Annotated in this window: 13 protein-coding genes; 3 read left to right on the top strand and 10 right to left on the bottom strand. The window is 62.6% G+C overall.

Annotation, left to right across the window (positions count from 1 at the left end; genetic code table 11):
- The first annotated feature begins 163 nt into the window (after positions 1-163).
- The 3 genes from FJV83_RS12175 (at position 164) to FJV83_RS12160 (ending at position 2,106) form a co-directional block, all read left to right on the top strand.
- A complete protein-coding gene (locus FJV83_RS12175) occupies positions 164-349 on the top strand; it encodes a hypothetical protein (protein ID WP_095772954.1) in 186 nt (61 codons plus the stop codon).
- Positions 350-686: 337 nt separating this feature from the next.
- Positions 687-821 carry a hypothetical protein gene (locus FJV83_RS37540; RefSeq protein ID WP_080512035.1) on the top strand — a complete coding sequence of 45 codons (135 nt, stop codon included), beginning with the start codon at positions 687-689 and terminating at the stop codon, positions 819-821.
- A 283-nt stretch (positions 822-1,104) separates the two neighbouring features.
- Positions 1,105-2,106 carry a GlxA family transcriptional regulator gene (locus tag FJV83_RS12160; RefSeq protein ID WP_095772955.1) on the top strand — a complete coding sequence of 334 codons (1,002 nt, stop codon included), beginning with the start codon at positions 1,105-1,107 and terminating at the stop codon, positions 2,104-2,106.
- 8 nt (positions 2,107-2,114) lie between these two features.
- Here FJV83_RS12160 and FJV83_RS12155 read toward each other — a convergent pair whose 3' ends face one another.
- The 10 genes from FJV83_RS12155 to FJV83_RS12110 form a co-directional block, all read right to left on the bottom strand.
- Complete coding sequence (locus FJV83_RS12155; RefSeq protein WP_095773114.1) at positions 2,115-2,912, bottom strand: ABC transporter ATP-binding protein; 798 nt, start codon at positions 2,910-2,912, stop codon at positions 2,115-2,117.
- Complete coding sequence (locus tag FJV83_RS12150) at positions 2,909-3,682, bottom strand: ABC transporter permease (protein ID WP_095772956.1); 774 nt, start codon at positions 3,680-3,682, stop codon at positions 2,909-2,911. Before FJV83_RS12150 ends, FJV83_RS12155 begins: the two co-directional genes overlap by 4 nt.
- Positions 3,683-3,769: 87 nt before the next feature.
- Positions 3,770-4,720, bottom strand: coding sequence for an ABC transporter substrate-binding protein (locus tag FJV83_RS12145; protein WP_142885292.1), 951 nt, complete (start codon positions 4,718-4,720; stop codon positions 3,770-3,772).
- A gap of 213 nt (positions 4,721-4,933) precedes the next feature.
- Positions 4,934-5,782: a DUF1194 domain-containing protein gene (locus tag FJV83_RS12140; RefSeq protein ID WP_095772958.1), complete on the bottom strand. Its 849-nt coding sequence runs from the start codon at positions 5,780-5,782 to the stop codon at positions 4,934-4,936.
- A gap of 94 nt (positions 5,783-5,876) precedes the next feature.
- The gene (locus FJV83_RS12135; RefSeq protein WP_142885291.1) at positions 5,877-8,438 is read right to left on the bottom strand and encodes an FAD-dependent oxidoreductase; all 2,562 of its coding nucleotides are present in this window, start codon (positions 8,436-8,438) and stop codon (positions 5,877-5,879) included.
- Positions 8,439-8,577: 139 nt separating this feature from the next.
- The gene (locus FJV83_RS12130) at positions 8,578-9,336 is read right to left on the bottom strand and encodes an FkbM family methyltransferase (protein ID WP_142885290.1); all 759 of its coding nucleotides are present in this window, start codon (positions 9,334-9,336) and stop codon (positions 8,578-8,580) included.
- Entirely contained in the window at positions 9,333-10,565 is a 1,233-nt protein-coding gene (locus FJV83_RS12125) for a DUF2029 domain-containing protein (RefSeq protein WP_142885289.1), read from the bottom strand. The genes FJV83_RS12130 and FJV83_RS12125 overlap by 4 nt, the downstream gene beginning before the upstream one ends.
- A 25-nt stretch (positions 10,566-10,590) precedes the next feature.
- Positions 10,591-12,021 (bottom strand): aspartate aminotransferase family protein, encoded by a 1,431-nt coding sequence (locus tag FJV83_RS12120; protein ID WP_185973332.1) that lies wholly within the window; start codon positions 12,019-12,021, stop codon positions 10,591-10,593.
- 102 nt (positions 12,022-12,123) lie between these two features.
- A complete protein-coding gene (locus tag FJV83_RS12115; protein ID WP_142885287.1) occupies positions 12,124-13,131 on the bottom strand; it encodes an NAD(P)-dependent oxidoreductase in 1,008 nt (335 codons plus the stop codon).
- The gene (locus FJV83_RS12110) at positions 13,128-13,562 is read right to left on the bottom strand and encodes an EamA family transporter (RefSeq protein ID WP_142885286.1); all 435 of its coding nucleotides are present in this window, start codon (positions 13,560-13,562) and stop codon (positions 13,128-13,130) included. The genes FJV83_RS12115 and FJV83_RS12110 overlap by 4 nt, the downstream gene beginning before the upstream one ends.
- Positions 13,563-13,573: the final 11 nt, after the last annotated feature.

Below are 13,573 nucleotides of genomic sequence, written 5' to 3'. Positions count from 1 at the left end.
GGAGGATAGTCAACTCCATCGATTGAGGTTGCTGCCACAAGCAGCCATGAAACGACCATGTCACAGGCCTGCAATCGACATGAAATGGGGTTGAAACACGCCGCGTGTAAGCCCCCACATCAAAGGCCGGAATGTCTCCGGCCCGGCACCTAAGGAGAATGAAATGTCTATCCTCTCGTCCCTCGGTCGCATCGCGACTGAATTCAGCGCGGCACGCGCCCGCTACCAGACCGAACGCGCCATCCATTCCCTGCCGATCGAATTGCAGAAGGATATCGGCTGGCCAGAAGCCGCCGACACCAAGACCGGCATTCGCAACGGCGTCGGATCCTGGGCTGGAGCAAAGTAAATCGTGTGTACCCTGTGCTGAAGGCCTGCCGCGCAGCCCGCCGGCAGGCCTTTTCTATTTTATTTGCGTTCAAATGATTTCCTAAGCCATGCCGCCGCTGCATGGCGCATATGAACAAGCCGCATAGCGGCCTGTTTTCGAACTAACTTCCTGTAAACAATCGCAAATCCTAGGCACCTTGCCCAAATTTGTCGCAATCCGTGTCGCATTTCATATCAAGCGCTTCGTTTTTGCGATTTAGTTTTACACAACACAAGCCTATATCACCGCCAGCAAACGAGCTGCCCCACTCCATCAAGCGAAGGCGACCCGTCTGAGCAACCGATAGGAGATGATAATGAAGCTTTTTGCCCGCCTCTTTACCCGCCGCGAAATGAACCTGACCACCGCTCTCGAGCGCCAGCGCCTTGCCAACACCATGCCCGGCCAGACCGGTGCGATGGCTGCGGCGCGGCTCGGCTTCGTCGCCTGACTATTTTCCAGGCAGCGTCTCCCTGCCGCTGCTTCAAGAACTGTAACGCCGCCTGGCTCCAGCCACGGCGGCGTTTTTTGTCTTGCCTTTGTACATTTTGCCTGTCGCGTGAACAGTTGATGCAGCTCCCCTGAGCACTGCCGCACACTGATTGCCCATTTGCGACCCATGTCGCAAATTTTGTCTCACTGAGGCAGCGCAGACGATTGACAGCCAAGGTTTTTCCTGATGTCGCTATGCTATTCGCGACATCCTGTTCGCGCCATGGCCAGGTGAGGTTCCCGTGAACGCCATCAAGCATCCGATCAAGCGATCGTTTGTCTTTTTCCTTGTCCCCGATTTCACTATGATCGCTTTTGCGACCGCACTCGACCCGCTGCGCTCCGCCAACCGCATGCTCGGCTACGAGGCCTATCGCTGGCGGCTGGCCAGCATCGACGGCAAGCCGGTGCGCGCCTCGAACGGCGTCGAATGCGCGGTCAACACCTCGCTGGAGGAAGAGCGCAAGAAGATGGCGGGCCCCGACCGGCCCAACATGGCCATCGTCTGCAGCGGCATCGATGTCGAGCGCTACCATAACAAATCGGCCTTCGCCTGGCTGCGCGAGGAGTATAATCGTGGGGTCGCCGTTGGCGGCCTGTGCACCGGCGCGCACATCCTTGCCGCCGCCGGCCTCCTGTCCAACAAGCGCTGCGCCATCCATTGGGAAAACCTGCCGGGCTTTTCCGAGGCGTTCCCGAAGGCCAATGTCTTTGCCGACCTCTTCGAAGTCGACCAGAACATCTATACCTGCGCCGGCGGCACCGCCGCGCTCGACATGATGCTGAAGCTGATCGGCGACGATTTCGACGAGAGCCTCGTCAACCGGGTCTGCGAACAGGTGCTGACCGATCGCGTGCGCAGCCCGACCGACCGCCAGCGCCTGCCGCTGCGAGCCCGTCTCGGCGTGCAGAACTCGAAAGTGCTGACCATTATCGAGCTGATGGAAGGCAATCTCTCCGAGCCGCTGTCGCTGATCGAGATCGCCGACCATGTCGACCTTTCGCGTCGCCAGATCGAGCGCCTGTTCCGCACCGAGATGGGTCGTTCCCCTGCCCGCTACTATCTGGAGATCCGCCTCGACCGCGCCCGGCATCTGCTGATCCAGTCCTCAATGCCGGTGGTCGAGGTGGCGGTCGCCTGCGGCTTCGTCTCGGCCTCGCATTTCTCGAAGTGCTACCGCGAGCTCTACGCCCGCTCGCCGCAGCAGGAGCGTGTCGACCGCAAGCAGTTGCTGGCGGCCTGATCGCCGGATCAGGCCTCGGCCGGCTGCGTCTGTGCCGTGCGCATCGCCTCGACCCGGATGTCCTCGGTCAGCCGCGCTTTCAGCGCCGAGAATTCCGGGCTGGTCTTCAGCGTGTAGTGGCGCGGATGCGGCAGGTCGATGGCGACATCCGATTTGATGCTGCCGGGCCGCGCCGTCATCACGATGACGCGCGAGGCCATGAAGATCGCCTCCTCGATATCGTGGGTGACGAACAGCACCGTCTTCTTGCGCCGCTCCCAGATGCCGAGAAGCAGCTCCTGCATCAGCCCGCGCGTCTGGTTGTCGAGCGCGCCAAACGGCTCGTCCAGCAACAGGATCTCGGGATCGTTGGCGAGCGCACGGGCGATCGCCGTGCGCTGCTGCATGCCGCCGGAGAGTTGCTTCGGCCAATGATTTTCAAATCCCCTCAGCCCGACCAGATCGACATAGGAGGCGACGATGTCGTCCCGCTCCTTCGGCGCCATGCCGCGTTCGCGCAGGCCAAAGGCGATGTTCTCAGTCACCGTCAGCCACGGGAACAGCGTGTAGGACTGGAAGACCATGCCGCGATCGGGTCCCGGCCGCGTCACGGCCTTGTCGTCGAGCAGCACGCGGCCTTCACTGGGCGCCTCCAGGCCGGCGACAATTCTAAGCAGTGTCGACTTTCCGCAGCCGGACGGCCCCAGAATGGTGATGAAGTCGTTGGCGGCGACCGCCAGATCGATCGGCATCAGTGCCTTGACCGGCGGTCCGCCACGCACGCCGGCAAAGGTGCGCGAGACGCCCTCGATGAGAAGCTTGCTCACGCCAGGCTCCATGGAAAGAGCCAGCGGTTGAACGCCTTGAAGGCGAAGTCGGACAACAGCCCGATCAGCCCGATGACGATGATGCCGAAAATGATCTGTCCGGTCGCCAGCCGCGACTGGCTGTTGATGATCATGTAGCCGATGCCGGAGGACGAACCGATCAGCTCGGCGACGATGACATAAGTCCAGGCCCAGCCGAGCACCAGCCGCAGCGTCTCGGCGATTTCGGGCGCGTTGGCCGGCATGATCACCCGTTTGACGATGCCGTTGCTCGTCGAGCCCAGCGTATAGGCGGCCTCGACCAGATCGCGCCGCGTCGAGCCGACCTTGACGGCGATGATCAGGATGATCTGGAACACCGAGCCGACGAAGATGACCAGCAGCTTTTCCAGTTCGCCTATGCCGGCCCACAGGATCAGCAGCGGAATGAAGGCCGAGGCCGGCAAATAGCGGGCGAAGGAGACGAAGGGTTCCAGGAACGCTTCCACCGGCTTCCAGGCGCCCATGGCGATGCCGATCGGCACGGCGACGACCGAGGCCAGCACGAAGCCGCCGAAGACGCGCCAGATGGTGATCAATATGTCGAGCCAGAAGCGGTCCTCGACCAGCAGCCGCCAGCCATCCCTGAGCATTGATAGCGGATCGGCGAGGAAGATGCGGTTGACGTGGCCGCCAAGCGTGATCCAGGCCCAGAAGGCAATAAACAGCACGAAAAAGGAAATGCCGAGCACGGTTCGCAGGCTCGGCGAGACTGGATGCAAGGGGCGCATCTTCACATCGTCCCCATCAAATGGTCACGTGTCGAGGAAAGAGCGGCGGCGCCGGACGCCGCCGCACGATGGGCAAAGGCCTGACGATCAGTTCGCCACCGCGCTGGTGTCGGCCAGCGTGGCGACGTCGGGCGCTTCCTTGATCAGCCCCATCTGCAGCAGCAACTCGCCCGCGGTCTTGGAAAAATCCTGGAATTCCTTGGTGAAGAACTGCTGGTTCTCGGCCTTGTCGGCCCATTTCAGGTACTTCGCCGAATCCTCGAATTCCTTGGCCGACTGCTTCACGTCGGCGCCCATGATCTCATAGGATTTCTGCGGGTCCTTCTTGATCAGGTCGAGCGCCTCGAAATAGCTGTCGGCCAGCGCCCTGGCGGCGTCGGGATTGGCCTTGAGGAATTCGGGCGTGCAGCCGACCGTGTCGAGCACCATCGGATAGTCGAGCGTGGTCGCCAGTATGTGGCCCTGGTCGGCCTTGTCGCGCACGGCCGAGATGAACGGCTCATAGGTGACCGCCGCATCGTTCTGGCCGGCGAGGAAGGCTTGCGCCGCCGCGTCCGGCTCCAGATTGACTACCGTCACGTCCTTGGTCGACATGCCGTTCTTGTTCAGCACCCAGGCGAGCAGGAAATAGGGCGACGTGCCCAGGGCCGAGGAGGCGACGTTCTTGCCCTTGAGATCGGCGACCGTCTTGATGTCGTTGCGCACGACGATGCCGTCGGCGCCATAGGATTTGTCGAGCTGGAAGATCTGCTTGGTGGTCACCCCGCTGGCGTTCCACACCAGCCACGTCTCGACGGTAGTGGCGGCGCATTGCAGGTCGCCGCTGGCGATGGCGAGCGGACGGCTGGCCTGCGGCACCTTCTTCAAGGTCACGTCGAGGCCGTGCTTGTCGAAGAGGCCTGCCTGCTTGGCGAGCGTCAGCGGTGCGAAGCCGGTCCAGCCGCTGATGCCGATGGTGACCGATGTGGCGGCCATCACCGGCGCGGACAGACCGGCGGCAAGCGTCAAAGTCGCGGCGAAAACGGCGATTCTGTTCATGTCGGTTCCCCTTTTGTTTCTCTGGGCGAAATTGTTCACAGACGCCCGTCGGCTTGTCAATCAACAGGAACGTGTTCGGCTGCTGCCTGCAGGCTCGCCTCTACCACTTGCGTTGGACAGAATTGAAGCCCTGCCCGTGGACAGTCGCCGCAACGGCGCTCGGCCGAAGAGCTGCGATCGTGTCGGTCGTCACCGTTGGTTGGCTCGCCCGGCTCAGCGGCTGTCGAGCATCCAGTTGCGGTTTCGCCACATTTTCTCGCCGATCTGGCAGTCGGCGGCGGGCTTGTCCTGCGCCAGCACCACCGGCGGATGATCGGCCTCCTCCGCCGCCCATTGCGGTGAGGTCGGGCCGGCAAGCTCCAGCACCAGTTTGCGGCGAATGGCTTCGGGAAATTGCGTCCAGTCGTTGACCGGGATCATGAAGGCGCCCGGGCCGCCGATGACGCAGTCGCTGTAGTAGCGGTCAAGATCGTTGACGTCGTAAGCGCCGGAAAGGCCACCCCGGGTCATCAGCGGCAGGCCGTTGATGACGATGCCTTGTCTGACCACGCCGTCGCGGGTGAGATTGACCGGAGCGCCCTGGTTGTTGGGCCCGTCGCCGGAAATGTCGATGACCCGCTTGGTCCCCTGGTAGCCGCTTTCGGCGAACAGATCGCTGCCGAATTCCAGCGCGCCGGAGATCGAGGTGCGCCGCGCACTGTTCGGCGGCTGCGCCGACAATTGCGCGACCACCCGCTCCGCGTCGGCTCGGGTTGCGATGACAGTCCATGGCACGATGACGCGTTGCCATGTGGTGCCGGCCCATTCGACATAGGTGACGGCGATCTTGCCATGGGCGCCATCGGCGATCGCCTGCAGCACATTGTCATGCGTCAGCGCCGCCGCGTAGCCATGGCGCTGGATCTCGAGCTCGTCCGCCGACATCGACAGCGAAACGTCGACCGCCAGCACCAGCTCGACATCGACCGGCTCATCCGCGCGAGACCCCGGCGTCAGCGAAAGCATCAGAGCCAGCGCGGCGCAGCCGGAAAGCAGATGTCTCGCGCGCGATAAAGCAGACATGCCGCAAGGGTAAGCGAAAACCGCCCGCTTAAAAAGACAAAAGCCCGGCTCGCAGCCAGGCTTTTGCAATAAGTCCCGTGGTCCGCCCGACCGATCAGCTGCGCGGCTTGAGGTTCTCCGGGTCATAGAGCGGCTTGTAGCCGACGCCGGCGACCTCGACCGGATAGGTCTCGCCGAAATATTCGACCTCAAGCTTGCGGCCTTCCTGCGCATATGAATGCGGCAGATAGGCGAGCGCGATGTTCTTGCCGATCGTCGGCCCATAGGCGACCGAGGTGGTGAAGGAGCGGCGGCCGAGCTCGTCGACCAGCGTCTCACCGGTAGCCGGATCCAGCACCGGCATCGTGCCAACGGGATAACGCGCCACGCCCTTGGAATCGGTGTTTTCGGTCATCACCAGCGTGCACAAAGTCGCCAGCTGGTGCTCGCGGGCGCGGTATTCCACATGCTTGGCCTTGCCGCAGAAATCGTTCTCCTTGACCTTCGGACGCGCGAGGTCGGCTTCCAACAGATTGTACTCGGTCAGAAGGTCGGCATTCTGCAGGCGCAGGCTCTTTTCCATGCGGCGCGTGTTGGCATAGGTCTCGACGCCGAACGGCATGACGCCGGTCGAGCGCAGCGCGTCCCAGACGGCGAGGCCATCCTCGTAGCGCATATGCAGTTCCCAGCCCTGCTCGCCGACATAGGAGATGCGGAAGGCGGTGACATCCTTGCCGCCGATCCTGACCGGCTTGATCGCCGCGAAGGGGAAATTCTCCAGCGAAAGGCCCTCGGGATTCTCGACCACCTTCTGCAAGGTGGTGCGGGCATTCGGACCCCAAATGCCGATGGTGACGTATTTCTCCGTCACATCGGTGACGGTGACGTCAAAGCCTTTGTCCTGCGCTGTGCGCTGCATGTAGCGGAAGTCGCGCGGGCCGGCATCGGCGCCGTCGATCACGCGGCAGCGGTCGGCCATACGGATCACGGTGAAGTCGGCGCGCACCATGCCTTCCTCGTCGAGGAAGTGGGTGTAGATGCCCTTGCCGATGTTGTTGTCGCCGCCGATCTTGGCCGCGCACAGCCATTCCAGCAGCGCGACGTGGTCTGGCCCTTCGACGTCATACATCGAGAAATGCGACAGGTTGACGATGCCGCAATCCTCGCTCATCGCCAGATGCTCGGCATTGGAGACGCGCCAGAAATGGCGGTTGTCCCACTCGTTCTCGCGTACGGGAACGCGATTGCCATACTTCTCCAGCAGGTGCTCGTTGGCGGCGTAACCATGAGCACGCTCCCAGCCGCCCAGTTCCATGAAATAACCGCCGAGCTCCTTCTCGCGCTCCCAGAACGGCGAGCGCCTGATGTTGCGGCCCTTGGAGAAGGGCTCGCGCGGATGCACCGCGGGATTGTAGACCTTCATCGCCGTCTCGGTGCAGCGATCCCAGATGAACTGTTCCTTCGTCTGGTGCGGATAGAAGCGTGCATAGTCGATGGCGTGATGGTCGACCGCGGTGCGGCCGTCCGTCATCCAGTCGGCTATCAGCTTGCCCATGCCGGGGCCATCCTTGACCCAGATGGCGACGGCATACCACAGCCCTCTCACCTTCTGGCTTTCGCCCATCGACGGCCCGCCATCGGCGGTCACCTGCAGCAGGCCGTTGAAGGAATGGCTTTCGTTGTAGCCGAGTTCGCCCAGGATCGGCGTCAACTCCATGGCGCGTTCGAGCGGCGCCAGGATCTGCTCCATGTCGAGATCGCGCTGCGACGGCGACAGCCGCGCCTGGTCCTTCTCCAGCAGATCGCGCGGATGGCAAAGGCGCGGGTTGTTTTCTTCGTAATAGCCCCACTCGATCTGGCCGCCCTCGGCGGTCTTGGGGTCGCCGGTGTCGCGCATATAGGCCGAATTGCCCTGGTCGCGCAGCAGCGGCCAGCCGATCTCCTTGCCGGTACCGGCGAACTCGTTGTAGGGGCCGAAGAAAGTCAGCGGATGGTCGATCGGCATGACCGGCAGGTCCTCGCCGACCATTTCGGCGATCAGCCGGCCCCAGATGCCGGCGCACACGATGACATAGTCGGCCTCGATCGTGCCGCGATCGGTCACCACGGCGCTGATGCGGCCGTCCTTGACCACGAGCGACTTGGCCGGCGTGTTGGCGAAGGATTTGAGCTTGTCCGACGCTTCCGCCTGGTCGACCAGCTTGCCGGCGACGGTCTGCGAGCGCGGGATGACCAGACCTGCGTCCGGATCCCAAAGGCCGCCCTGCACCATCCCCTCTTCGATCAGCGGGAACTTCTCCTTGATCTCGGCCGGCTCGATCAGGCGCGCGCGCGTGCCAAAGGCCTTTGCCGAGGCGATCTTGCGCTTGATCTCGTCCATGCGGCCATCGTCGCCGAGGCGAGCCACTTCGAGGCCGCCGATGCGGGCGTAATGACCCATCTTCTCGTAGAAATCGATGGAATAAAGTGTCGTCCAGCAGGACAGGAAATCGTGGCTGGTGGTGTAGCAGAAATCGGAAGCGTGCGCGGTCGAGCCGATATCGGTCGGGATGCCCGATTTGTCGATGCCGACAATATCGGTCCAGCCACGTTCGATCAGGTGATGGGCGATCGACGCGCCGACAATACCGCCGAGGCCAATGATAACGACCTTCGCCTTTTTCGGAAACTCTGCCATTGCCCGCGACTCCAGATGCTATTGCGGGCAGCGTCGGCGCCCGTTTGATCGGCGCACAATATGCAGACGACAGGCACGGCGCTACCGCCTGTTTGCGACACGCTGCGGGTGCGGCGCGACCCCATGAAAACGCCAGCCGTCAGGCGAAGGCCCAGACGTCCTCGGCCTGGAAACCGACCTGGTAGCCCGCCGTCTTCAGCTTGACCACGACCTGGCCGATCTCCGCCGCCGGCAGCGCGCCGACTTCGACCTTGATCATGCCGGGACGATAGCGTTTCAGATCAAGCTGTTCGAAGACGATCCAGTCGGCACCCTCGCAATCGACGAGGAAGGCGTCGATATGGCTGATGCCGTTACGGTCGAGCAGCGTCTGCAGCGTTTCCGACGGCACCTCGATATCCCTGAGGTGCGGTGCGAACTTGTTGAAATTGGCGTCGGCCTCGCCCCAGGCGTTCTTGCCCGACATCAGATTGGTGTCGGTGACCGAGGAGCAGCCGATAAACTCGATCGGCAGCGTGCCGGCCTCAAGCGCCGCGGCATCGAACGTGTGAACGGTGATCGTGCCCTTGGTCCTGGTCACTGCCACCGGCTCGATGATGAAGCGCTGCGTATCGGGATAGTTGGCGCGCAGGCGTTTCTGATTGTACGGGATCGGCTCGACCAGCATGGCGCGGGCGCCGGCAATCCTGTGTAGCCACGGCGTCACATCGTCGAACAGCGCGCCGTCGCAGGCGCCGACATTGACCATCTGGAACGGCTGCCCTGCCCCGCCGAAGCGCGCTTTCAGCGCCGCCTTCGCCAGGAATTTCGTGCCACGCAGCGACGGCCCGCGATCGAGCAGGCCCGAGGGAAGGCCGAGCGACAAGGCGATGCGCGCCAGGCTGGATAGCGAACTCATGGCTTGTCTCCCGGAATGACGTGCAAGGCCGCGCGATGCTGGCCGCGGACCGATGCTGCCCACAGCGCCATGAACGGCGTTGCCAGCAGCAGGAAGGGCGGGATCAGATGTGGGAAATAGATACGCGTGTCATGGATCGGAAAGACCGTGAACTTCGCCAGCGCACCCAGCACCAGCGCCGCGAACAGGATGCCTGCACGCCGGTCGAGCCGAAAACCGGCGCGGCTGGTGGCAAAACAGCCGGCCAGTGCCAGCACCGAAACGCCGACCCAGCTGTTCAAATTGACGGCGCGCAGCAGCGATGTCGCAAACGCCCTGAGGTAGGCGGTGACCGAGAACGCCGGCTCGAACCCATCCATATTGTAGTGCTGCTCGATGCTCGAGAACCACAGATGCGGCCACCAGCCGGGATGCTGGGCCCAGTGCGAAATGGCGAAATAGGCGATGAAGGACGCCGCAAAGCCGGCTAGCGCGCCCCACGCCTTCTGCCGGAAGGCGACCAGCAGCACCGCGAATATGGCAAGGAAAACAATATTGTCCGGCCGCACCATGAAGGCGAGGAAGAGCAGGATCGCCGTCGCCGCCTCGCGGCCTCTGACATAGGCGTAGAGCCCGCCGAGCAGCAGCACCGACGTCAGCAGGTCCGGCGTCGAAGCGCGCGCCGCATCGCCGAAATCAGCCATGATCAACACCGCGCCGATCACCGGCGCCAAGGCCAGGGCCTTGTCCCTGTGCAGCCAAAGCAGCGCGATCGCACCGAACAAAAGCACCGAAAACACCTGTACCAGCCGCATCGCCTCGACCGGCGACATCACCGCGCTCAGCGTCGACAGGATCTCGGCATAGAGGAATTTTATCCGGTACATGCCGAGCAGCGAATGAAAGTCGGCGGCATTTTCCGTCATGTGACTGCGGAAGCCGCCGCCATCATCGGTCAGCGCCTTGTAGCCACCCGCCGACACGCCTGCCTTGACGGTGCTGTAGGCATAATCATGCAGCGCCTGTGCGTCGGGATGGGTGCCCTCTTCGGCGATGGCAAGGTAGGGCAGCATGTCCCAATTGGCATCGGGCATCACCCACGCCGTGAATGCCGTCAGAAGGATGTAGAGCGCGAAGGCTACCGCGCCGATGGGTGCGGCCAAGCGCGCATAGGTCCCCTCGCCCCACGCCAGACCGGTCTCGGTGAGCCGGTCGAGCGGGTTTTTCGCAGCGGGAGACTTGGTCAGCATCTTTTTGTGCTCAACGGACTCTCTTCTAACGGACCTGGCTTTTGACGAAGTCCTTCACGATAGACACGATGCCGCGCGACAGCAGGCTGTCGAAGGCATCGGCGAAGTGGTCGACATGCTCGCGCTGGCAGATCAGCGGTGGCTCGAGTCGGATGACGTTGCGGTTGTATTCGGTAAAGGCGACGAGCACGTCGTAGTCGCGCAGCAGCAGCGCGCCGACAAAGCCTGACAGCGAGCCCTTCAGCTTGTCGTCGAGCATGCTGACCACCGGGCGCAGCACCATCGGCAAGGTCTGCGAGAAATCGTGGAACTCCAGGCCGACCATAAGGCCTTTGCCGCGCACGTCCTTGATGATCTTCGGGTACTTTTCCTTGAGCGCCTGCAGTCGCTGCAGCAGATAGTCGCCGGTGATCGCGGCGTTGTCGATCAGCCCCTCGTCATAAAGCACGTTGAGCGCCTCGATCGAGGTGACGCAGGCCTCGCCCATGCCGCCAAAGGTTGCCATGGCATGGATCATCGCCGTTTTCGGCGTGCCGTAGGCCTTCATGTAAACGTCGCGCCTGGCGATCATCGCGCCGACAGCCGCCTTGCCGCCGCCGAGCGACTTGGCCAGCGCCGTCACGTCAGGCAGGACGCCGTAATGTTCGAAGGCATAGAAGCGGCCCGAGCGGCCATAGCCGCACTGCACTTCGTCTGCGACCCACAGCACCCCATACTGATCGCAGAGCGCGCGCAGCTTCTGCCAGTATTGCGCCTCTGCCTGGATGATGCCGCCGCCGCCCTGGATGGTTTCGAGCACGATGACGCCAACCTCCGGATCCGAACGAAACAGGCTCTCGACCGCCTCGATGTCGCCGAAGGGAATGCGCACTGTATTGTCGGCCACCTTGAAATCGGCGCGGTAGAGCTGGCCGTCGGTGATGCCGAGCACGCCCTTGGTCTTGCCGTGGAAGGAATTCTCGGCATAGACGATCTTCGGCCGCTTCGGGCCGGCAGCGCGTTCGGCGAGCTTCACCGCCGCTTCCATCGCCTCCGAGCCGGACGAACCCAGGAACACCATGTCGAGATCGCCGGGCGAGCATTTGGCGAGGTTGTGCGCGAGCGCTGCCGCATATTGCGACATGAAGGCGATGGCGATTTCCTGGCGCTTCTCCTCCTGGAATTTTTTGCGTGCGTCCAGGATACGCGGATGGTTGTGGCCGAAGGCCAGCGAACCGAAGCCGCCGAAGAAGTCGAGGATCTTGCGGCCGTTCTGATCGATGTAGAACATGCCTTCGGCACGCTCGATCTTGATCTTGTGGAAGCCGAGCAGCTTCATGAAGTGCAGCTGGCCGGGATTGAGATGCGCCTTGAACAGGTCGGTCATGCGGGCGACATCCATCGCCTTGGCCTGCTCGACACTGATCAGGTCGGGCTTGGCTATTGCTGCGGGCGACAGTGCCGGCGCGCTCACCATGGTGCCCGCATTCGTCTGTTCGGGCTTGGCCATGACGGTCATTTCAATCTCCTGTCCGCGCTACGACCAGCGTCGTGCGCCATGAATTGTTTGGCGCGACCGCTATTCGGCGGGCACATGTTTGGTGGCGACAGCAGGCCCGCCCTTCTTGGCGCGGTATTCGCTGTAGGCGGCGATCAGCATGTCCTCGTCGCGATATTGCGGCACCCAGCCGAGCTGACGCTCGGCCTTGGACACGTCGAGCACGCATTCCTCGTCGGCGATCAGATATTGTTCGGGATCCATGATCGGCATGTTTACGAGATCGAGCAGGTCGAGCGTGCGCTTGACCGCCCAGCCGGGCGTCGGCAGCAGCATCGACTTCGAGCCGGCATGGCGGATGAGATCGCCGAGCAATTTCTTCACCGGCGGCGGGTTGAGCGAGCCGAGATTATAGGCCTCATTGGGCACGCCGGCCTTCCAGGCCGCGCGGGCAGCTTCCGCGCAATCGAAAACAGAAATGAACTGATAGGGGTTCCTGCCGGAGCCGATCATTGGCACTGGAAGGTTCCAGTCGATCAGCTTGAACAGCTTTTCGAGGATGCCGAGCCGGCCTGGGCCGATGATCAGGCGCGGCCGGAACAGCGAGATCGACATGCCGCGCTTGCGCCATTCGGCGGCGAGTTCCTCGGTCTTCTGCTTCGACCAGCCATATTCGCCGAGCGGCGTGACGGGGTGCTCCTCGGTCATCGGCTGGGTGACGGTGTGGCCGTAGATCATGTCCGTCGTGTAGTGGACGAGCCTGGACGCACCAGCCTTGTCCATAGCCTGTATGATGTGCTCGGTGCCGTGGAAATTCACCGGGAAGAAGAAGTCGTGCCGTTTGGCGCGCACCTGGATCGGCGACAGCATCTTGGCCGACAGATTGTAGACCATGTCGTCGGCCTTGAGCCCGACGGCAGCGACCGACGCCGGATCGGTGACGTCGCATTGGACGAACCGGACGTTGCGGTAGTGCGCAAGGTCGCTCCTGGCGATGTCGGCGACGATGACCTCTTCGCCGTCCGCCACGAACTTGGGCGCAAGGTGGCGGCCGACAAAGCCGTCACCGCCGAAAATCACATGTCTCATCGAACGGTCTCGTTTGCAGGGATCTTGTCGGGCGTGATGGAAGCGGTCTGGTCCTCATGCCCTCGCCCGCTTTGCGCGATCAGCACCGTGCCGACGCAGATGAAGGCGATGCCGGCGATGCGCCAGCCATTGAGGTCCTCGCGAAAGACGAAATAGGCGAAGATGGCGACGGCGACATAGGCGAGGCTGAGGAAGGGATAGGCAAAGGAAAGCTCGACCTTGGACAGCACATAGAGGTGCGAAGCCATGGAAATCACGAAGGTGCAGAGCCCGAGGAACACCCAGGGGCTAAAGACGATCTGCAGCAGCTTGACGAGCGGATTGACGGCCTCGAACGAGATCGGCCCAAGCAACATCATGCCTTGCTTCAGCATAAGCTGCGCAGCGGCATTGGTCATGACCGTAAAGAGAATAAAGACGATATATTTCATGCTCGCGCGCC

The sequence above is a fragment of the Mesorhizobium sp. WSM4307 genome (assembly GCF_007003945.1).
GTDB lineage: Bacteria > Pseudomonadota > Alphaproteobacteria > Rhizobiales > Rhizobiaceae > Mesorhizobium.
Note: the sequence above shows the minus strand (reverse complement) of the source record. Positions and strands in the feature narration are given on the sequence as shown.